This is a genomic window from Nostoc sp. MG11, assembly GCF_014904695.1.
Taxonomy (GTDB): domain Bacteria; phylum Cyanobacteriota; class Cyanobacteriia; order Cyanobacteriales; family Nostocaceae; genus Komarekiella.
Genome location: NZ_JACXXN010000020.1, coordinates 1 through 21,595, shown reverse-complemented (window position 1 = coordinate 21,595; position 21,595 = coordinate 1). Strand labels below are relative to the sequence as shown.

Sequence of the window (21,595 nt, the reverse complement as noted above, 5' to 3'; positions counted from 1 at the left end):
AAGACAATTGTGAGCGTTAGAAACTGTCACTTAGAACTTCATCTACTTACTCAGGAGAAGAGATAAGAAAACATTGTTAATTAGTTTTTATGTTGTGTAAGTGAAGAGTTGCTGTTTGGGTCTTTTTTTCAGACCTCTAGTTTGATGTGTCAGTTATTACTTTAGTTAATACCATCATTTTTGAATTAATTTTCCTAATTTGCCTGAGTTGGGTCAAATTGCGTTCATGTCAATTCAAAAAGATGATTCATTATTTATTTTGAGCTTCATCAGTACCAGTGTAACCAGTTGCTACCCAAACTATGGCTCTAACTCCATCGCGGATAGATTTTTCAATTGGTTCAGGCGGTTTTTCTGAAGGAACTGGCACTGGCTTTAACTCAATACCTCGACTACCCAAAATAATCTCGCCAATCACACAAGCCCGGCGCATATGAAAGTCTGAAGTAATCAAATAAACGCTATTGATACCACGAGCTTGCAAATCATCTACTAACGTAGTAAAATTAGTCACTGTATCCACTGCTTGATAATCCAAGTGTAAACGCTTGGGATCAATGCCAGCTTTAGTAAACACTCTTTGAGTAGATTTAGGTGGGCTACCTCCAGTAATCCAAATTGGTATATTTGGATGCTTGCGAGCAAATTGGGCTGTAAACTTCTCTCGCTCTAAGCGCCTCGTTGAACCACCCAATACTAAAACTGCTTGCGGTTGTACAAATTGGTTTTGTACTTCTTTGTATCCCCACCACATTGCTAGCGGTAAGATAAGAGCTATAAACCTAAAAGATTTACCTGTAAACAATAGCTTATTCAAGGCTCGATAACCTAGTTTACTGAGTCCATAATTTTCTCTAATTAGAAGAAAAACAATTGTAGAGTAGCAGACTACTCAAAAATATACCCTAATCCAAATTGGGGTAATCCTGTTACAGCGCGATTAAGCGTGCTTGAAGTTTTTCCTCTAATTGATGGATTATCCTAACCTTTATCGGACAATCCAGCAAAAGATATGCAACCACTTGATATATTTAGTTGGTTCAATGACGGGACTGGTGCGACTTGAACGCACGACCTAGCGCTTAGGAGGCGCTCGCTCTATCCATCTGAGCTACAGCCCCAACTACGAAGCATATACAATGATAGCAGTAGTTTTAGCGAGACTGCCAAGAATTTTCCCAAGAACCGCCACCTACCTCTAAACCACAAAGAAAACTTTGGGCTTTCAGGATAATTTTAGATTTTCCCCCGTTTAATTCTCGCAACTCTAGATTTAGCCGCCCTTGCATGGTGTCTCGGCAACAAAATTTTAAGCCATCTGCTGTCGGCGCACGCAGGGATGTACCAGGTAGATGCGTGGTTCCTGTCAACTCAATCTCGTAATTTAAATTTTTGGCTTGCATTTGCCATCTACCCCAAGGCTGAATTTGCCAATCTACTTGTGAGTTCCAGGGAACAAATTCATAAAACTTACCTTGATAATGCAAGCCAATCATCGCTACAGATTCCATCCACCACAGCACACCACGCCGTCCCCCACCAGCTGTTAATGCCAAATCGGCTTCACCCTCGAAAGAATTACAATTTATCCAAAACCATTTTTTAGGGAAAGCACCACCCCAATTCTTCTCGCCGTAGGCTGGGGCTTTTGTGAATTCGTAGATTTTGCCATTCCAGTCAATCCAGCCGCTAGCTAAACCATGAGCCATCAAAATTTGCCATCCGGGTTCAAAAATCGGCAAAAATGATAGCAAACCAGCGGTTGATTGCTGAATGCTATCTTTATTTCCCCAAGCATATACTGGCTGAATTTCATACTGCCAACGGCAGTAATTACCAGTAGCAGGATCGCGAATTGCTCCCTGATTTAAGCTAGCTGTGGCTTGATAACCTTCTTGAACATGGCGTTCAAACTCTGCTGGCAGAAGGTAGAGGGGTGGTACGTGTAAATCGGTTTTGCCCCAATGACCTAAACCTAGAACATCCTGACTACCCCAAAATTTCGTAACATCAGGAAAAGTACGCCATAGATACTCATCATCTGGGCCAAGGATTTGGGCTGCACCACCACTGTAGAGTTTACCGCCGACGGGGTCTTCGATGGAGTACATAAAGGCAAATGTTTGTCCAATTTCCGGCAAAGTGACGCGGTAATACCAGCCTTCAAAGAAGCGGCGACTACTATCATCCCAGTGATAACCAGAATGGGGCGTTTGTGTTGATTGAAGGAGATTTAGGGGAATAGTTAACATGGATTTACATAGTTGTCTATTTCTCAGTATGCGCGATGACCTCGATATCAATCATGCTTATGAAATTCTTGGGCTGGAACTCGGTGCATCGCCAGCACAGGTGAAACGAGCTTATCGTAAGCTGGTGAAGATTTGGCATCCCGATCGCTTTTTTGATCAAGAGCAAAAGCAAGAAGCTGAGGAAAAAATCAAGCAAATCAACGTAGCTTATAACAAGCTGAAATCTGAACGTCCATCAGAGCCTCCAACCCCTGAAAAACCATCTTCGCGCCCAAATCCCACCAAAATATCTATCAATCGCTGGGATGCGGAAACTTTTTATAATTGGGGAGTGGAAAATGTTACTAGTGGAAGATATGAAGAAGCGATCGCAGATTTTACTCACGCAATTCGTCTTAATCCTCGCTACATTGATGCATACAAATACCGTGGATTAGTTTGCTCTCAACTGGGATACGAATATAGAGCAACTTCAGATTTAAGTAAAGCCGCACAGCTAGAACTAGAGTTAAGAAATCCAGGATATGCACCTACATCACGCTCACCTAGAACTGTATCAAAGCGTAGACCTCTGGTAGAAAGATTCTGTCAGAAAATTAAAACTTTACTGCGGCTAAATTGGCGTTGGAGATGAAACACTTCAGGTAGCGACACATAGCTTGAATAATATTCTAGTATCTTCTTACTTGCCTACCTCAGCTCTATTAGGGGGGTCAGACCTCCTAATTCCCAGCTGCATCCTTCAAGAAGTCGGGTATCTGGAGAAAGCACTTTTGTATCTAAAACCCGTTATATCTCCGTATATGCTGAGACTAATGTTAAATTTACTTAAAGTCTAATTTTTGCTAAAGTAATTGTATAAAATCCACGAAATGATGCTTACAAAAGTATCAAATAAAACTATTAAAAGGCTGACCACAGAACTACTAGAAGCAAATACGAAGCTGGGGAAAACTGCTGCCTCGAACTCAGTAAACCAAATGGTAGGTAATTCGTACGTACCTTCAACTAAACTCTGATTGGTCAGTAATTTAGCAGGTTAAGATCCGCCACATGCGTCAGTACCCTCTCCTCAGAAAAAAACTTCGGAATCGCTACGAGACTGTCACAATGTTGGGGAGTGGAGGATCTGGCAATACCTACTTGTTATTAGGTGGGACACGACGTAACATACATAAGCACTCTGTCCTCAGAAAAAAACTTCGGAACCGCTTCGAGATTGTTACATTGTTGGGGAGCGGAGGCTCTGGTGATACTTATTTAGCTGTTGATTTAGATTTACCAGGGAAACCTCATTGTGTCGTCAAACATTTCCATCCTAAAGATCCTAATCCTGCTGTTGTACCAATCGCTAGAAGCCTATTTGCTCGCGAGGCAGAAGTTTTGTATCAATTAGGCAACGACCACGACCAAATACCTAGACTATTTGCCCATTTTGATGAAGATGGAGATTTCTATCTAGTTCAAGAATTCATTGGTGGTCATGACTTGACTCAGGAAATCTTACCAGGTCAGCCACTTAGTGAGAATACAGTCTTTAATTTATTGAAAGATATCCTGGAAGTCTTAGTCTTTGTCCACCAAAACAATATCATTCATCGAGATATTAAGCCTCAAAATCTAATGCGGCGGTACTCTGATCAAAAAATTGTGTTAATTGACTTTGGGAGCATCAAGAGAATCGGTGCTCTGGGAGCAGGTCTAACAATTGCTGTAGGTACTCCTGGCTACATGCCCAGCGAACAGGCTAAAGGAAAACCAAAGCTTTGCAGTGATATCTATGCAGTAGGTATGATTGGCATTCAAGCTTTGACAGGTTCAATGCCTAGCCAATTACAAGAAGATCCCAATACTGGAGAGGTTATTTGGCGGAACAAAGCACAGGTAAGTCATGCTCTTGCAGATGTATTAGATACTATGGTTCGTGAACGCTATAGCCAGCGCTATCAATCTGCGGCGGAAGCTTTGCAAGCGCTAATTTCTGCTATGGAATTACCACCTTCTTCACAATCTACTAGTAAAGATGAAAACGCTGATAATAATTATTTGCTAACTTATAGAAACTTTATTTTGCTGTTAGGGATGGGTCTTGGCACTATCACCAGTCTAGTTGTAATAGTTTTAATCTATACATTTATGCAAACTAGTACATCGCCTCCAAACCGACCTACTCAATTCAAAAATTTTATAGAAAAATCTAGTGAATCATCGTTTGCTCAAGTGGATGATCGAGTAGCTAAATCATCAACCACGTCAGGAGCCTGCAAAAGTAATTGTACTGAGACAACTACCAAGGAACAAATTAAATCTCACCATATTAGAAAGAGTCAATGAACTGCTAAATATTATCAACTGGCTCTAATTGATTTGCTTTAAACCTAAATACTCAGATATTCCTGTAGGATAAATAAAATAAACAAAATTATTGATATGGATAATACAAATCAAAGGAAAACTTTAATTAACGGAGAAATTGCACTATTTCTTAAAGGTTTGATTATTGGCAAAGTACTAACACTTTTGGTTATTGGTGGGCTACTCTGGTGGTTACTGAAGCCGAACTTATTGACTAGCAGCCGTTCTGAATCTTCGAGTCAAAGTTTAAATACTGCCTCTGGTAATGCATCCACATTTAAGACAGTTGCAAATGTGCCAACCAACTCATTTAACTATGGTGGTAGTACAACTTGGGCACCTATCCGCCAATTGGTAGATTCTCAGATTCAGAGCGATCGCCCGGAACTACAATTGCGCTATGTACAATCTGCTGATGGTAGCCCTAATTCTAGCTCAGGTATTCGCATGTTGCTGAACGAGCAATTGGACTTTGCTCAGTCTTCCCGTCCCCTCACAGATGAAGAACGAGCCGCAGCTAAACAGGTAGGCTTCACACTTGAGCAACGCCAAGTTGGCATTGATGGGGTAGCTGTAATTGTTAATCCATCGCTTAACGTGCCGGGTTTAACTATTGACCAGTTGCAGCAGATTTATCTGGGTCAAATTACTAACTGGCAACAAGTAGGCGGGCCAAACATACCCATCACGCCTTTTTCGCAAAAACCGGAAGACGCAGACACAGTAATATTCTCTAACAGCGATTTGAAAGGGCAAGCCTTTAGTCCCAATGTCAAGTATGTCTACTCCACTACAGAGGCAGTTCGTCAACTCAGTAAAACCCCTGGTGGTGTGTATTACGGTTCTGCCCGTGCGGTAGTACCTCAGTGTAGTGTGAAGCCTCTACCAGTGGGTCGCACTTCTACTCAGCTAATTTCCCCCTACCGCGAACCCTTAATCTCATCTGAGCAGTGTCCACGTCAGCGCAACCAACTAAATACTGAAGCCATCAAAAATGGTAGCTATCCAATTACTGCTAAATTGTTTGTGATTATTAAGCAAAACCAAGGTCGGGAACAGCAGGCTGGCGAGGCTTATGCCAATCTTTTATTAACCAACCAAGGACAAAAGGCGATTAAGCAAGCAGGTTTTGTGGGGGTTCGCTAGGAGATTTGGGAGATAGTTTAATGAGATTTATAGACTTCGCCAAATATTTATCCTTTGGTCAAAGCCACCGCTGGCAAGTGTTCGCCCATCAGGACTAAAAGCGATCGCACTTACCCAGTCGGTATGTCCATTGAGTGTATTTCTTAACTCACCTGTAGTCAGATTCCACAACTTGATTCCATCTCTGCCAGCACTGGCAAGGGTTTGTCCATCAGGGTGAATAGCAACAGCATTTACCCAGTTGTTATGTCCTATAAGGCTACGAACTAGTTTGCCACTGTTAATATTCCAAATTTTAATTGTGCGATCGCGGCTAGCACTAACTAATTCCCCATCTCGTGTAAACACTACAGCGTTAACAGCATTAGAATGAGCCACAAATCCACGAATTAATTTTCCAGTACCCAAATTCCACAGCTTAATTACACCTTTGTTGTCACCACTAGCTAAGGTCTGTCCATCAGGACTAATAGCCAAGGTATAAATCAAGTTATCAAAGCGTACTAAAGTACCTAGTGGGCGCTGCTGTAGCAAATCCCACATGCGAATTCCATCTAAAGCGCCACTGATTAGCACTTTACTATCAGGAGATACTGCTAAAGATAAGACATTACTAGTATGTCCAACAAAAGAGCGGCTAAACTTATTATTTCTTAAGTTCCAAAGGTTAATTGTGTTGTCATTACTACAGCTAGCGAGGGTTTGGCCATCTGGCGAAATCACCAAAGATTCTATAGCTGTTTGATGCGCTCTGTTAATATTACCTAATTTTTTGCCTCTTTCTGGATTCCACAGGCGAATTGCGCCCTCATTTTCTGCACCACCGCTGGCCAGAATTTTGCTATCTGGACTAAAGGCTAAGGATTTAATGGTTCCTCTATGTCCATTGAGTATGTAAAGTAGTTGAGGATTAGCAAAACTGTTAGTAACTTGAGATGGTGTTACTTCAACAGCAGCATTAGCAGTATTAATATAAAACTCTTTCGATATCGTAGCCGCAGCAACAGCTGCCATCAATGCCAAGACAATATACGGGCGAAGTACAAAACCACCCCCACCTCTTCCCTCACTCCTCACTACATTTTCCTCACTTTTTAGATATGGTTACACCAATCAATCTAACTGAGTCGTAAGTCAGCACGGGCTAAACGCCCCGCTACCGCGCTTCAGAACTCATAACTCAGCACTCCCTAAAGAGGGGGTTTTTTCTTAGAAACGCTCAGCATTGGTAAAGCAGCACTAGAGGAGCGGGAGGGCAAATAGTGTTGCACCACAGGCTCCTCTGGTATCGGACGACGCTGCTGGATACGCCATAACTTAAAGACGAGCGTTATCCCTGCTAATCCCAAACCAAAAGCGAATAACGACCAGCTATCATCAAATCCACCAATCAGGGCATCCACCACGCCCATCGTAATCAGTACACTGATTAGTGGTTCTTTCCGGTAGGTTGACTTTAAAAAACGAGGTAATACAGCATTCATCACAGCTTGGTTGGTTCCAGTTAACCTTTTGTGTACATTTACCGAGAATACCTCACCCGCAAATTGCCGTTTGAATCAAAGGCATAAAGTATTATAATTTTATTCAGTAGGGAGGGAAGTGTAGTAATTACCCCTCTTTAATGTATTAATTGCGGGTCTAGGATATTTCAGTCCCTCCCATGCTTACATTCTACGGCAACAATTTACGGATAAGTCTAATTAAAACGCTTAGGGCGAAGTACTTCGCTCTAGATTGTTAAAGTCAAACCAGCTAGTGTTCCAGCTGGTTATAACTCTTTTAATTATTAGCTTACAACTTGCACACCTGTGCTTTCTCGTGGCGTTACTTTAGACCGAGCCATGATAGCACACCTTGATTGGTAACGTATTCAATTACCACCATCAAGGCAAAGCCAACCATTGCAGCTCGGCCATTCAAACGCTCTGCATATTCATTAAAGCCAAACTTAGGCTCTTCTAGTTTGGGTGTAATTGTTGGTTGCGGTTGTGTCATTTTTCAGAAACCTCTTTTCGGCAAACGTGACTTGACTAGGATAAATCTGATTTAAGTAAGCCTCCGTTACCCACAGGGGTTGCCATTGGGCGGAGCTTTGTTAACAAAATGTAATTAATCTTTATACATTGTATAAATACTGGGGTAATAGTCAAGGGTAGAGTTTGGAGCTACCCAGATAAAGTTGAGAAAATTAGAACAGAGATTAGCTATCCCTAATACAGCTATCCATAATACAGAAGTAGCAAGCTTGAAGTAACAAGCTTGAGATTAGCAAGCTAAAGTTAAACAAAAAAATATCAGAGGCGTTACATGGAAATTGGCGTTCCGAAGGAAACTAAGGATCAAGAGTTTCGGGTAGGGTTGAGTCCTTCTAGTGTGCGGGTGCTGCGAGAAAATGGCCATGCCATATTTGTCCAGACATTAGCAGGTAGTGGTGCTGGATTTACAGATGATAACTACGCAAGCGCTGGAGCGGAGATTGTTACCACACCAGAAGCGGCTTGGAATCGGGAGCTAGTTGTCAAAGTCAAAGAACCACTAGCAAGCGAGTATAAATTTTTACAAAAAGGACAGATATTGTTTACTTATCTGCATCTAGCAGCCGATCGCAAATTGACCGAACATTTAATTGATTGTGGCACTTGTGCGATCGCCTACGAAACTGTAGAACAACCCGGCGCTAACAAATTACCCCTACTCACCCCCATGAGTGTGATTGCGGGTCGGCTAGCAGTACAATTTGGGGCTAGATTCCTAGAACGCCAACAAGGTGGCAGAGGTGTCCTTTTGGGTGGAGTACCTGGAGTCAAACCAGGCACAGTAGTAATTTTAGGTGGCGGCGTTGTCGGCACAGAAGCAGCTAAAATTGCCGTGGGTATGGGTGCTTCCGTGCAGATTTTAGATGTGAGTGTCGAGCGCTTATCCTACCTAGAAACCCTATTTGGCTCTAGAGTCGAATTGCTTTACAGTAACTCTGCCCATATTGAAGCTGTCGTTAAAGATGCCGATTTGCTGATTGGTGCAGTTTTAGTGCCAGGACGTAGAGCACCAATACTAGTATCTCGTGAATTGGTCAAACAAATGCGTCCTGGTTCTGTAATAGTTGATGTTGCTGTTGACCAAGGTGGTTGCATTGAAACCTTACATGCCACATCCCACACCAATCCGGTATATGTTGAAGAGGGTGTAGTACATTATGGCGTTCCCAATATGCCAGGGGCAGTACCTTGGACAGCAACCCAAGCACTCAACAACAGTACATTACCTTACGTCGTTCAGTTGGCGAATTTGGGAATCAAGGCGCTGGGAATTAATCCAGTCTTAGCTAAGGGCTTGAATGTACAAAATCACCGCTTAGTACATCCCGCAGTACAAGAGGTATTCCCTGATTTAGTAAATTAAATTTACACTGGTAATCTTGATTTAAGGTAACAGTGCTGAATTTGGTAGAAGGTTTTTATTAAAATTTCCGCGTTACCCTACTGGTTACGCGGAATCTATTTGCGATCGCTTTCATTAAGCATTTGATGAGGAACATTAGAGAAAACTTTTACACCTTCATACTGAGAAAGAATTTGGCGTTAACTGCTGTTAAGCCAAATAATGCGGCTGCGATCGCTGTTGGTTCTACAGTATCGTTAACGACGTTGAAATCGCGATTATCATAATATCCACTGAGTAACTAGCGTAAACGGTCAGCACTTTCTGGCGACTGCAAGCGAAATTCCTGTGACTAAACTGTGGAGTTGATGAGGAGTAATCTTAGCTCTAAAGAAGGATAAAGGCTAAATACTTTATCCCTCATACTTCATTGTTCAGTTAGAAATTGGTACATTTTTAAATGCGGCTGTGTCTGGTACAAAAATATCCAGGTTCTTGACACCATCGGGAACTCTTACCCAAATATAAGCATCAGCCGAGGCATTTGGACGTAGTGGATACAAAGCAACGCTTCCTGTTGAGCGATCTGTGGCAACTCCTTTGTAGGTTTCGCTAGTTTCAGGGTTACGAGCTGTCGTACTAGCGATCAATATAATATCACCACCACCAACTCTGTCTGCCGCCTTGCGACGGATACGCATTTGCACATTCACCACATCACGATTTCCGGATTCTGGGTCTTTAATTCGTTTTGCTGAAAGTAACTCCACTTCTGCCTTAGTGCCAAAAGCAGGCTGCACAAATTGACCAGGCTGAAGTGATGAGGTAGTAGCGGTTGGTGATGTCGTTTGATCTGGGGATGCTATTGGTTCTGAGGAAATTGATTTTTCAGCAGAAGTTGGCGCGGAAGCAGTATTATTGCCCGTGTTAGTGTTAATAGTATTTAGCGTCTGTCGCAGTGCAAAAACTTCGTAAGCCGCATAGCCACCACATACTAAAGCCAAACTAGATAGTAATACAGCCACACCAGACAGAAATGTACTCACACCGTTGCCTCGATTTCGTATTTTTATAAATGCAGGTTTGTTCACCTTTTAATTTTATAATGGACTGCTTAGGTATTAGAATATGTCGGCATCTTTCTTAGACAAATTGAGTCAGTATACTTAGCAACTTCTGTTTTAACAAATAAGTCAAGGTTAAGGTGATAAAATCTATCATCGGTAAGAGGAGTATTGAGTGAGATTTAATGCATTTAATAAACCACTGGGTTTATTGCTACTATTTTTATCTATCCAAATAGCATTTAGTTCTAGAGTTGCTAAAGCACAAACTCAAATCGCGCCGACAACTACCACAAAATCAATTTGCTCTGCCCAACTAGGAACAGCTATAGATGCTGTAATCAATCGCCCTTTATTCAGCCGGGCCCGCTGGGGTATTTTAGTGCAGCCCCTTGCAACCGCACAAACTCTTTACAATCGAGATGCTCAGAAATACTTTACTCCAGCTTCTAATGCCAAGCTACTAACAACAGCTGCCGCATTGCAACAGCTTGGTAGCAATTTTCGTTTTCGTACCTCTATTTATGACAATGGGAATGGCGTTTTGCGTGTTGTTGGTAGGGGAGATCCCAGTTTAAATGATACTCAGTTGCAAGATTTAGCAAAGCAGTTGAAACAAAAGGGCATTATTCAAATTAAGCAGTTGATTGCCGATGATAGTTATATTCAAGGAGATATTGTTAACCCCACCTGGCAATGGGAGGATTTGCAATCAGATTATGGCGCACCAGTCAGCAGCTTTATTCTAAATCAAAATGTTTTTAGCTTGAAACTAGTACCGCAGACTGTAGGTAAAGTTCCACAAGTGGTGTGGACTGATATTAACGAAGCGAAACAATGGCGGACAATTAATCAGTCAATCACAGTTGAAAAAAATCAACCAACCAATATCAATTTTACCCGCGATTTATCAGGAACAGTATTGCGAATACAAGGACAACTAACAGCCAATTCCGAACCATATTTACTCAATTTGCCTATAGTTGATCCTAATTATTACTTCTTACGGCACTTCCGTAATACTTTAGCAACAGAAAAAATTACCTTGGGACAGACATTCGTACTAACTGGTGGCGCTAATCAACAGGAAATAGCAGCGGTGGAATCGCCACCTTTATCTGAATTGTTATTAGAGACGAATGTAAATAGTAATAATCTTTATGCTGAAGCGCTGTTGAGAGCATTAGCTGTGAGAAAACCAAGAGTGCAAAATCAAACTAGTGCTGATGTAGGTTTAGAAGTTGTCAAAGCGAGTTTAACTCAATTGGGAGTTGATCCGGCAAATTACATTTTGGTGGATGGTTCTGGTTTATCACGTCGTTATTTAGCGACTCCAGAAGCTTTTGTACAAACCTTGCGAGGAATAGCGAGAACACCAGCAGCATTTGTGTATCGTGCATCTTTACCTGTTGCTGGGAAAAGCGGTACTCTGAAAAATCGCTTTCGTAACACACCTGCTGAGGGCATTGTGCAAGCAAAAACAGGCACTATGACGGGTGTGGTTTCCCTATCTGGATATGTGAATGCCCTTAGATATGAGCCGTTGGTTTTCAGTATTATCGTGAATCAATCGGAACAGCCAGCAACAGTTGTGCGGCAAGCAATTGATGAAATTGTTGTGTTATTAACGCAGCTACAGCGTTGTTGACATTATTACAAATAACTGATTTATATATCAAAACATTTCAATTATTAGGGTGGTCAATGCCCAATAATTGACTGAATCTTTTATCAAATAAATATTGTTACTTTAAGAGCACAAACGGGAACTATATAAATCAATACGGTTCAGTTAAGAATAATTGTAGGTTGGGTTGAACGCAGTGAAACCCAACAAAGGCCTGCAAACGTTGGGTTTCGTTCCTCAACCCAACCTACATAATTTAATTTTTTGGGCTTAACTGAACTGTATTGCTATATAAATAGGAAAGTTGTACTGTGATAGTTTCCCTTATATATTCAGAGGTGTTGATTATGGATTTGACAGGTTTAAAGTGGTGCAAGAATGTAAAAAATCATCAAGGTACTGATAAAGATTGGGCTTATAATACAGAGTCTACCTCAAGTATTTTTCACTTAAATTGGAAAAGTATATATACAAAAACGAGCTATTTCTTGATTAATGCTTGGAGCGATCGCAAATCATAATCCAAGATTTTCCCAGTCGTAAAAAGTTGATATCCAGCAAATAATAAAGCAGATGATACCAAAATCACAAAAAGATTAACTGACGCGAATACATTACCAGTAAAAGCTATTACAGCAATTCCTAATGCTATTAAAATCCATCCTAAATTAGGGTTTATACGTCGTTGTAGTAGAACAAAAACCCCAGCACAACATAGCAAGATACCAGGAATACGAAAAAATATCCCAACTCGAATACTTGCAGTTAAAATTACGACACCTGCAACCATTAAAGCTAAACCTACAAGCTTGGTTGTCTTATCCACCGAAGTTGCTTTTTGATTTTCAGCGCTTTGAGACTGAATTGTGGTAAATGAAGGATTTGGTTGAGATTGGGGTTTAGCTTGAAGTATAAATGTTACTTTACTTCCTTGACCAAGGTCTATTCTATCTCCTAAATTCACTTGATAAGGAGTTCTAGGCTTTAGCCTGATGTTGTTGATAAATGTGCCATTGGAGCTTTCCAAGTCTTCAATGAAGTAATTACTTCCGTCTAGCTGAATCTGTGCATGAATACGAGAAACTAAATCAGCATTTGGCAAACTGGAAATATCAATATCTGGGAAAATTGGATCATTTGGTTTACCAACGCGAATTACAGCAAGATTTGGTGGTAACTCAAAAGAAGTGTTAGTCTGCACATGAAACAACTCTAAACTCAGCCCTGTAGTGTTGAATATATTGAAATTTTGCATGGCTTGTTTTTTGAGGAGCGATTTCCCTAGTTTTATTTGTGCTTAGGTAATATCGTTGTGATAAATTTTAATATTCATTTGCAACCGCAGCAAGTTAGTTTATCTGTGATTGAATTGACAAAACATCACAATATCCGAGTAAATCTCGATTTCATGTCTCAAACCTAACATAATTGGAAATCACCAACAGGCGAAGAAGATAAATCTCCTACCAAATCTAACGTTAAACTCTTTGGATAGTAAGCGATGTCTGACAACAAGGTCTACTCTCCAAGAATCGCTTCTAACGTTTACCCAGAGTGAGAAGAGGGAAAGGTAAAAGCCTTGCCCCTATCTACGAGACGCACTCGCGTTCGTTAGCAAAAAAATCCTTGTACATAAATTTCCCTTTTCCCTTTTCCCTTTTCCCTCTTCATCATGTCTACGCTTGCACTGTTTCCAATTCAGTTTTGCAGATTTGCTGTTTCTTCTGCTGACGCAAGGGAATATTAATCCAAAACTCAGTTCCTTTCCCCAGTTCTGACTCACACCGCAGCACTCCAGAGTGTCTCTGCACAATAATCTGGTAGCTAATCGATAAACCCAAACCTGTTCCCTGACCGACAGCTTTTGTTGTGAAAAATGGGTCAAACAACTTCTGCTGAACCTCTCCAGCCATACCTGGGCCATTGTCAGCAATTCTCACTACCACTCGGTTATCGCTGATAAGTTGGGTGCAAATTGTAATCTTGCTGGGATGAGTGTGAATCTCTTCAGAAAAACGCTGATCATTGTGACTTTCAAGGGCATCGATCGCGTTATTAATAATGTTCATAAACACCTGGTTTAACTGCCCTGCGTAACACTCTACCAAAGGCAGTTGGCCATATTGTTTGATAATTTCAATCTGGGTATGCTCCGGCTTAGCTTTGAGTCGATTTTGCAAAATCAGCAAAGTACTATCAATACCTTCGTGAATATCGACCTCTTTCATATCTGCTTCATCCAGACGAGAGAAGGTGCGTAAAGACAAGACAATCTGTTGGATTCGCACAGATCCCATTTTCATGGAACTGAGAATTTTTGGCAGGTCATCTAGCAGAAAATCCAAGTCCATGTCCTGACGCTTTTCCTGAATCTCATATCCTGGATTGGGAAACTCTACTTGGTAAAGGTGCAATAAATCTAGTAAATCTTGTGTGTATTGACTAGCGTGAGTGATGTTGCCATAAATAAAATTAACGGGGTTATTAATTTCGTGTGCTACCCCTGCTACAAGCTGACCCAGACTGGACATTTTTTCAGTTTGGATTAGTTGCGATTGGGTGCTTTGAAGTTCGTGCAGAGTTTGCTGGAGTTCTGTTTGTGCTTGTTCGCGTTCACGAAGTACGCGTTCGCGATCGCTAATTTCGTTTTCTAAACTTTGATTTAGTTTGCTTAATTCACTGCTGCGCTCCACTAATACACTGTGGGATTTAGCCAGTTTTACTACCATGCGATTGAATTCATGCGACAGTTGCTCAATTTCATCACCCGTTTGCAAATTCAAACAGTAGTCCAAGTTACCTGCACCAATTATTTCAGCTCCTTGCTGTAACTTTCCTAGAGATCTGATGACCGGAAGCAAGATCAGCACAAAATTACCGACAGGAACAAGAAGGATAAAAATTACGATCGCATAGGACACCATTTGTGAAGTCCGTTGAAGTTGTGCCAATTCCTGCTCAGCTAGCAACTGTTGCTGACGAGCGCGATTAATCAGCTTGGTTAAAAAGAAGTCAATATCTCTGTTAAAAGCATTGATTGCTCTGAAATCCTGTTGAGAATCAGCCAGATAAGTTTCAGATGAAGTCTGGATTGGATCTGCTAGCTCACTTGCCAAGCGAATAAGAAACTGATGACGACGACGAATTGCATTTAGCTCTGGAGCCTGGGGCATCAAGCGTTCTAGCTCGTCGAGGTCAGTGATAAACTTAGTTTGATATTTTTCTATATCTATGTATCGGTCTTTTAATAACACATAGTCTTTAAGTATAATAATTTCATTTGTTAAATCAATCTCTGATTGAAGTGCCACTTCTATCATGCGACTGCTTTTCTCAAACTTTTGGTGGATAGATTTATCACCTTGATTCCGCAAGACGGTACTCCCACCCACGACAACAGCAATTAAGGCAGTAACTACAGCAGAAGAGGCAATAAACTTAGTTGAGATTTTCATTTCGCCGCCTCAAAGTTTAAGTTAAGGTCTACTCGAAGTTGCTTAATGAGTGCATAGTCTGCATCCTCAACTAAGGTATATCCGCCTACTTCAGTCCCTACAATATCCTCCATGCCATCGGGTATGTTGAGAAATGCCCATTTCAAGTCTTGGATCAACTCAGGAGAGAGTTTCTTGGAAACCAGCATTGGCGAATGGGGAACAGGAGCAGACTCCCAAAGGACTCTGGAGTTAGCAGATGTGAGCTTGCCGATTTTTTGCCGTTTCATGTATGACGGGATATTTGTTGCTACTGCATCGACGAGTCTATTTTCCAGCGCCGCTTCACTTTCAGCGTGGGTACCAGGATAAATGACTTGGGCAAAGTCCTGCTCAGGGTTAATCTTAAGCTTTTTAAATGCTGCGATCGGCATGAGATAGCCAGAGGTTGATGATTTATTGACAAAAGCAATTCGCTTCCCCTTTAAGTCTTCCAACTTTTTGATGGAACTATTAGCTTCCACGATAATTGCAGCTCGATACCACGGCCGTCCTGTGTACTTATCAATTGGCGCAATTAACGGTTCAACTTCAGCACCACGCTCCAAAGCCTCAAAGTAAGACACGGCTCCGACATAAGCCATATCTACCTTTTCCTCCACCAACCAATCAACTACTTCTTGATAATCCTTGGCAACTTGGAAATCGACCTGTCGCTTTAGCGCTTTTTCCAGGTATTCATCCAATGGTTTGATCATCCGTTCTTGCTCTATCCGACTTTGCGTAGGCAAAACGCCAATTTTTAAGGTAGATAAGTTATTTATGCTACTAACTGAGACACGATCCCTAATAGACTGATGATTGCCAGATATTTTCCCAGTACAGCTTGCGCCTAGTAGCGCTACAACCATTGCTAAAGTCAGAACTCCGCTATTACGGAATAGGCAATGTCTGGCGATGGGCCATTGCGCTACTAGATACTTCTCCATAAAATTAAATTCAAATATAGGCAGCTCAAAAATTCCAGGACTGTACTTGGCCGCTCAGATGGCTGTTTACTCAGTCCTTGGCTAAGTATATTTTTCCCTAAAGTAATGTCAAGATAACAGTTTTGAGGGGATCAGCTGGTTAAATGGCAAATCTAAAAGGTCTTCAAGTTCATTAATCACAAACTAAACTCCGATGCATTATCTTCATCCACATCTTTCCCCGCAGCAGTAGGTTTAAATTTAGAGCCATGAATTAATTCACCAAACGAAATTCCTGGATTTTGATGAATAATATTCAACAAACTCATAAAATCCCGTACAATTTCCCCTGGAGTAAGTAATGCTTCTGCACCCAAGCGATTGACAATTTCTTGGACAAACTCTTTTAACTCACGATTTGTCAAAACTTGGTCATACCCAAAATTGACAGCATGAATCTCAGTTAGGCGCTGCAAAAGCGTCAGGATTTCTGCTTCACTTAACGGGTTTAGCCGAATTACTGGCCCTAAATATTCTTGAACACCAGCTTGTGTAACAAAACGGCTTTCTTTTGTGCGCCTCCGCCAAGCTTGGTCTGCAAAAAGTCCCCGGTTTGGATCTTCTAAAAATCTGGTTGTTCCACCAATGACAATGCCAAGATGTTCTGCTTTGCACTGCATAGTGTCATTAAACATTGCCAGTAGTCTATTATAATTTTTTTCACGAGTAACTGTAGTTGATATTTGATATATATGTACGGCTTCATCAAGCAACACTAAAAGTCCTTTATAGCCAATCTCAGCCACAAACTTAGCGAATAGCTTAATGTAGTCATACCAACTATCATCATCAATAATCACTCGCACTCCCAAGGCTGCTTTTGCCTCAGTCTTAGTACTAAATTCTCCACGAAACCAGCGCATTGCGGCGTTTTTCAATTCATCATCATCTAATCGGTAGCCACGCCAATACGCAATAATAACGCTGCCAAAATCAAATCCGTGAACTAAGTCTTCAATATACTGAACTACTTCCCTAATTTTTGCTTCAACTTGGTCATCAAAACCATCATCATTGGGAAGCATTCCAGTTTCTTGAACTACTTCTTGTTGAATTTTATTAATCCATCCTTCCAAAATTGAGACTAAAGCACCACCATCAGGACGAGTTTTTGTAGCTAGGCGGCTCATTAGTTCTCGATAGGTTGCTACACCTTCATTATTAGTTCCTGCCAATCGGCGTTCGGAAGATAAATCAGCATCAGCTACTACAAACCCTTGCTCCATAGCACGGTTACGAATCATTTGTAGCATGAAGCTTTTACCTGAACCGTAGTTACCAATTATAAAACGAAATGACGCTATACCTTCTGCAATGTCGTCAAGATTTTGTAATAGGCTTTTAAGCTCCTTTTCTCGACCTACTGCTATGTGTTCAACTCCCACTCTTGGTACTACTCCCGCACCAAGAGAATTTATTAAAGCAGTAGATATTTTTTTCGAGAGTTTGAGCTTTGCCATTTATTACACCTCACTTTATTTAAAACGCAGAGGCACGTAGCCAGAAGTTAGGGCTTATACTCACCTCACTAATATCCTAACAACGGCGAGAATAATTCAATTTGATGAGGCGTGTCTAGCCACGAGAATTTCATATATTGCGATCATTTTTCTGACGTTTGTGATATGCTCTTGATAAACTTCTGGAATTTCCAAATTAGGTTCAATTATTAATTCACCAATAGTATCACTTGCCCGCTCATTTATAGAATCGATTAATAGATTTGGCATGGTAATATTTGCTTCGGCAATTTGTTTAATAGCTACTTTGGGATTATCTTGCTCAACTATAGCTTTTAATACTTGCATTTCATGCCCTGGTAGTTTTTCCAGAAAATTATTCCATTCATCAGGTAAATTTTCCGAAATATCGACTTTAGTATTTATTAGTTCTAAGGGTTCAAATCCAGAAAAAGTAAATAAGTCAAGATTCTCTCCCTGTATGTCTTCAGGCAAACTTTCTGGCGGATCAATTGTTTCTACTTGTTGGAGTAGTTCCCAAACTTGATTTTGCAAAAGATCTCGTTCTTCTTGCAATAATGTGATTTGCTCTTGTAAATGATTGAGTTCAACTTTCTGAGACGCAATTTGAGTTTGAAAAGAATTCAGGCTAGCTTCTATATTTGCTCTGGCATTAGTTGTAGCTACTAATAATTGATTTTCCTTAGTTATTTCAGTTTCTAGCTGTTGAATTTTGATTCGCAGTTCGTGCAATTTTTCTTCTAGTTGAGGTTTGAGTCTACCTAGCAGAGTTAAATTGCTTTCAAGTTCTTGTTTTTCTTGCTGGAATTCACAAATTTGAGTTTGTAAGTGAGTAATTTCAGCACGAGATGTATTATAATTCAACTCTAAACGGCGTTTTTCAGATGTCAGAGTAGAAAAAGAATTGTTCAGTTCTGTTCTACTTTTATCAAGATGATAAAGTTCAGTTTTCAGGTTGTTGATTTCAGCATCTAACTGCTTTCTTTGTCCTGCAAAAGTGCTTAATTCTCGATTAAGACTATCCCTTTGATTACGGCATTCTGTGACTTGATTTTGCAGTTGCTTCGATTCGGCGTATAATAAACTATGATGTTCTTCTATTTGGTTGATTTCTCTGACAATACGGAACTTCAATCCCTCCATCTCTTTAATTCGTTTGCGGAGAGAACCTAAAACAAGCATTTCATGATTTCTGCGTCGCTTATCTACAAATAATGCTGCTGTATATGTAGCAAGTACGGTAATTACACCTGTGAGAAAGGCTTTATTTAAATCCCAGCTTGGGACGAGGCTAAGTCCAAAACTCACACTGAAGGCTACTATGCCTAAGATAAATCGATTGCTTACCATTACTGATTGCATATTGCTTATTTTTAAGGTAGTTAAGTTATCAGAATAAGTAGTTATTAAAGTCGTTACCCCTTACATAGTTGTTTTTAAATCTCAAATTTTAAGTATTTGTGCATACGACTGTTTTATAAGTAACAAAAAAAAAGTTAAATTACCAGCAAATTAATTTTCAGGTTGTGTATCGGACGTATTGTTATTTGCACTAAATAGCACTAAGTCTGCTTTTAAAAAATCAACAAACTGCCGTGCTGTGCGACCAGAACGACCGTTGTGACGAGTTGCCCATTGTAATGCTTGATATTCTAAATCTTCTGGCTTAATATTAATTTCAGCTTGTGCTGCTAGATGCCCGACAATTTTTAAATAAGTTTTCTGATCGGCTGGTTCAAAGGTTAAGGTTAAACCAAAGCGATCGCTAAATGAAAGCTTCTCTTGCATAGTATCCCATGCATGGATCTCTTCATTGTCTTTGGGAGCAGGTCTATCGACAAAAAACTCTCGAATCAAGTGACGACGGTTGGAGGTGGCGTACACAACTGCATTTTGAGGTCGTGCTGTTAAATTACCTTCTAAAACTACTTTGAGGGCTTTAAAGGCATCATCATCTTCTTCAAAAGAAAGGTCATCGACAAAGATAATAAATTTTTGTGATACTCCTCGCAGATGTTCTACAATTTTTGGTAAATCTTTTAAATCAGATTTTGCCACTTCTAACAAACGGAGGTTGTGATAGCTATATTCATTCAATAAAGCTTTCACCAAAGAAGATTTTCCCGAACCGCGACTACCGTAAAGTAATACGTGTAGTGCCATTTCTCCTGATAATAAAAACTCTGTATTTTTTAGCAAAGCATCTCGCTGAGACTCGTAACCTACAAGTGTGCTAAGTTTAACTGGATCTGAATACCGAATACCGACAAGCTGCCCAGATTGCCAGCGCAGAGCGCGATATTCTGCAAACAAACCTGAGCCAAATTGTCGATAATAAGCTGCTAAATCTTCTACAGCATTACCCCAATTTTCTAAATGTTGTAGAAATGCAATGAATCTTGTGCCTACTCCTACCTCTTTCAAGTCTTGATACCAAACAACTGGTGAAATTGGCAGATGAGCTACGGTTTGTACCCACTCACTCAAAGAAGCGCTACTACATTCATAAAGACTCTGCAATACTTGTAAATCATGTTGAACAGCTGTTACTAAAGCTGGGGGCAAATCTTCAAATTCTCGCACTTCAGCCATCCTTGTAAAAGGGTTCTCTGAGATGAGAATTTGAGTAATTAGGTAGTCTTCCCAATTTTGATTTCTAGCAGCCAAAGCGTGGAAGTAAGTACCGTAGGCTTGGAGGCAACCCCGCGCATCGGCATCAGTGTAACGTATAGCTTGCAACAGGTCAAGAAATGCCACCCCTACTTCGCCTTGGAGGACAGATTGGTACAGTAAAAGTGACGCTGCTTGGCGCTGGAGAAATTGAACCTTTGTGTAAGAGGAAGTACTTGCCGTTGGCATCGCTTGATTATCCATCAATCAACTAGGTGATATAGCTAAACAGCTATGGTAAATTGTCTGCTGACCCTGGCAGTAAAGTCAAAATCTACATAGGTTTTAACAATGCATTTAAGTATAATTGCTACTCTTGCTTACGGTATTTTAGCGATCGCTGGTGGCATTATTGGCTACATTCAGGCTCATAGTCAAGTTTCACTCATAAGTGGCAGTATTAGTGGATTATTACTAATTTTTGCCGCTTATTTTCAACTCCAAGGACAAACCTGGGCTTTAATTTTAGCAGTGTTAGTTACTAGTACTTTGGTAGTAGTTTTTGCTTCCAGGCTGATTAAAACACGTAAGTTTATGCCTGCGGGACTGATGACTATTTTGGGTATGCTGACACTGGCGGTAATGGTAAATCAAATTGTTGTTTTAAGGTAGCATCAGTTTGCGGTAACAGCTATCCTGCTTTTGTTTGACGAAGAATCAGAAAGGAGTCAGGTTCGGTTATTGGTTGCTGTAATTAATCGCCGTGACAATTGCAAGGATATAAATATTTTTGCATACCCACTTATAACTCAGCAGCTAGGATATTGAGGACGGCTTATCACCAAGTAAATATTTTTGGAGTGTTGGAAGTGTTGGGCGATGCCTACGGCGACAAGCTAGGCAAAACTAAATAATGCTACTTATATTTTGGGATAATTAATAGTTAATAATGATAACGAGCTTGTAAAAAATTTATTTCATCATCTTTTACAAAATATACAATTCTATGTTCTTGTGTTAAACGGCGAGACCAAGTATTAGGATATAAATATTTTAAAGGTTCCGGCTTACCTTTCCCCTTAAAAAGATCTCGGCAAGTCTCTTTGACAAGATCCAAAACGTAAGGATTCAGGTGGCAGAGTATTGACAAGAGGACACTTCAGGGGGAGTATCACAAATATGAACCAAAACCTGCCTCAAGATATAGACCGAGAAAG

General features: G+C 40.6%; 20 protein-coding genes and 1 tRNA gene. 7 read left to right on the top strand and 14 right to left on the bottom strand.

Going from position 1 to position 21,595, the window contains the following annotated elements:
- Positions 1-250: 250 nt before the first annotated feature.
- The 3 genes from HCR01_RS23420 to HCR01_RS23410 form a co-directional block, all read right to left on the bottom strand.
- Positions 251-778, bottom strand: a complete 528-nt coding sequence (locus tag HCR01_RS23420) for a YdcF family protein (RefSeq protein WP_193198565.1) — start codon at positions 776-778, stop codon at positions 251-253.
- A 269-nt stretch (positions 779-1,047) separates the two neighbouring features.
- A tRNA-Arg gene (locus tag HCR01_RS23415) sits at positions 1,048-1,121 on the bottom strand.
- A gap of 33 nt (positions 1,122-1,154) precedes the next feature.
- On the bottom strand, positions 1,155-2,252 hold the full coding sequence (locus tag HCR01_RS23410) for a tocopherol cyclase family protein (protein ID WP_193198499.1): 1,098 nt from the start codon (positions 2,250-2,252) through the stop codon (positions 1,155-1,157).
- On the opposite strand from HCR01_RS23410, the gene HCR01_RS23405 reads away from it, so the two are divergent.
- From HCR01_RS23405 to HCR01_RS23395, 3 genes are all read left to right on the top strand, one after another.
- Positions 2,251-2,886 (top strand): J domain-containing protein, encoded by a 636-nt coding sequence (locus HCR01_RS23405; RefSeq protein ID WP_413773969.1) that lies wholly within the window; start codon positions 2,251-2,253, stop codon positions 2,884-2,886. The genes HCR01_RS23410 and HCR01_RS23405 overlap by 2 nt on opposite strands.
- A 419-nt stretch (positions 2,887-3,305) precedes the next feature.
- Positions 3,306-4,586: a serine/threonine-protein kinase gene (locus HCR01_RS23400; RefSeq protein ID WP_226889569.1), complete on the top strand. Its 1,281-nt coding sequence runs from the start codon at positions 3,306-3,308 to the stop codon at positions 4,584-4,586.
- Positions 4,587-4,682: 96 nt separating this feature from the next.
- On the top strand, positions 4,683-5,753 hold the full coding sequence (locus HCR01_RS23395) for a PstS family phosphate ABC transporter substrate-binding protein (protein ID WP_193198498.1): 1,071 nt from the start codon (positions 4,683-4,685) through the stop codon (positions 5,751-5,753).
- A 27-nt stretch (positions 5,754-5,780) separates the two neighbouring features.
- Here the strand turns inward: HCR01_RS23395 and HCR01_RS23390 are convergent, their stop codons facing one another.
- From HCR01_RS23390 to HCR01_RS23380, 3 genes are all read right to left on the bottom strand, one after another.
- The gene (locus tag HCR01_RS23390) at positions 5,781-6,830 is read right to left on the bottom strand and encodes a WD40 repeat domain-containing protein (RefSeq protein ID WP_193198497.1); all 1,050 of its coding nucleotides are present in this window, start codon (positions 6,828-6,830) and stop codon (positions 5,781-5,783) included.
- A gap of 113 nt (positions 6,831-6,943) precedes the next feature.
- Positions 6,944-7,237, bottom strand: coding sequence for a hypothetical protein (locus HCR01_RS23385; protein WP_191756033.1), 294 nt, complete (start codon positions 7,235-7,237; stop codon positions 6,944-6,946).
- 343 nt (positions 7,238-7,580) lie between these two features.
- Positions 7,581-7,751 carry a chlorophyll a/b-binding protein gene (locus tag HCR01_RS23380; protein WP_191755781.1) on the bottom strand — a complete coding sequence of 57 codons (171 nt, stop codon included), beginning with the start codon at positions 7,749-7,751 and terminating at the stop codon, positions 7,581-7,583.
- Positions 7,752-8,063: 312 nt separating this feature from the next.
- Between HCR01_RS23380 and ald the strand changes: the two genes are divergently transcribed.
- Complete coding sequence (gene ald, locus HCR01_RS23375; RefSeq protein WP_193198496.1) at positions 8,064-9,155, top strand: alanine dehydrogenase; 1,092 nt, start codon at positions 8,064-8,066, stop codon at positions 9,153-9,155.
- Positions 9,156-9,280: 125 nt separating this feature from the next.
- Complete coding sequence (locus tag HCR01_RS23370; protein WP_193198495.1) at positions 9,281-9,421, top strand: hypothetical protein; 141 nt, start codon at positions 9,281-9,283, stop codon at positions 9,419-9,421.
- A gap of 147 nt (positions 9,422-9,568) precedes the next feature.
- Here HCR01_RS23370 and HCR01_RS23365 read toward each other — a convergent pair whose 3' ends face one another.
- On the bottom strand, positions 9,569-10,180 hold the full coding sequence (locus HCR01_RS23365; RefSeq protein WP_193198494.1) for a hypothetical protein: 612 nt from the start codon (positions 10,178-10,180) through the stop codon (positions 9,569-9,571).
- A gap of 193 nt (positions 10,181-10,373) precedes the next feature.
- On the opposite strand from HCR01_RS23365, the gene dacB reads away from it, so the two are divergent.
- On the top strand, positions 10,374-11,846 hold the full coding sequence (gene dacB / locus HCR01_RS23360; protein WP_320073162.1) for a D-alanyl-D-alanine carboxypeptidase/D-alanyl-D-alanine-endopeptidase: 1,473 nt from the start codon (positions 10,374-10,376) through the stop codon (positions 11,844-11,846).
- 460 nt (positions 11,847-12,306) lie between these two features.
- On the opposite strand, the gene HCR01_RS23355 is transcribed toward dacB, so the two are convergent.
- From HCR01_RS23355 to HCR01_RS23330, 6 genes are all read right to left on the bottom strand, one after another.
- Positions 12,307-13,080, bottom strand: a complete 774-nt coding sequence (locus tag HCR01_RS23355) for an FHA domain-containing protein (protein ID WP_193198493.1) — start codon at positions 13,078-13,080, stop codon at positions 12,307-12,309.
- 421 nt (positions 13,081-13,501) lie between these two features.
- The gene (locus HCR01_RS23350; RefSeq protein WP_193198492.1) at positions 13,502-15,280 is read right to left on the bottom strand and encodes an ATP-binding protein; all 1,779 of its coding nucleotides are present in this window, start codon (positions 15,278-15,280) and stop codon (positions 13,502-13,504) included.
- Positions 15,277-16,248: a phosphate/phosphite/phosphonate ABC transporter substrate-binding protein gene (gene phnD, locus HCR01_RS23345; protein WP_193198491.1), complete on the bottom strand. Its 972-nt coding sequence runs from the start codon at positions 16,246-16,248 to the stop codon at positions 15,277-15,279. Before phnD ends, HCR01_RS23350 begins: the two co-directional genes overlap by 4 nt.
- Before the next feature lie 176 nt (positions 16,249-16,424).
- Positions 16,425-17,747 carry an ATP-binding protein gene (locus tag HCR01_RS23340; RefSeq protein WP_193198490.1) on the bottom strand — a complete coding sequence of 441 codons (1,323 nt, stop codon included), beginning with the start codon at positions 17,745-17,747 and terminating at the stop codon, positions 16,425-16,427.
- 96 nt (positions 17,748-17,843) lie between these two features.
- Positions 17,844-19,130 (bottom strand): tellurite resistance TerB C-terminal domain-containing protein, encoded by a 1,287-nt coding sequence (locus HCR01_RS23335; protein WP_193198489.1) that lies wholly within the window; start codon positions 19,128-19,130, stop codon positions 17,844-17,846.
- 150 nt (positions 19,131-19,280) lie between these two features.
- Positions 19,281-20,642, bottom strand: a complete 1,362-nt coding sequence (locus HCR01_RS23330; protein ID WP_193198488.1) for an ATP-binding protein — start codon at positions 20,640-20,642, stop codon at positions 19,281-19,283.
- An 87-nt stretch (positions 20,643-20,729) separates the two neighbouring features.
- Between HCR01_RS23330 and HCR01_RS23325 the strand changes: the two genes are divergently transcribed.
- Positions 20,730-21,050, top strand: a complete 321-nt coding sequence (locus HCR01_RS23325) for a TMEM14 family protein (RefSeq protein WP_193198487.1) — start codon at positions 20,730-20,732, stop codon at positions 21,048-21,050.
- Positions 21,051-21,321: 271 nt separating this feature from the next.
- On the opposite strand, the gene HCR01_RS23320 is transcribed toward HCR01_RS23325, so the two are convergent.
- On the bottom strand, positions 21,322-21,495 hold the full coding sequence (locus HCR01_RS23320) for a Txe/YoeB family addiction module toxin (RefSeq protein ID WP_320073161.1): 174 nt from the start codon (positions 21,493-21,495) through the stop codon (positions 21,322-21,324).
- Positions 21,496-21,595: the final 100 nt, after the last annotated feature.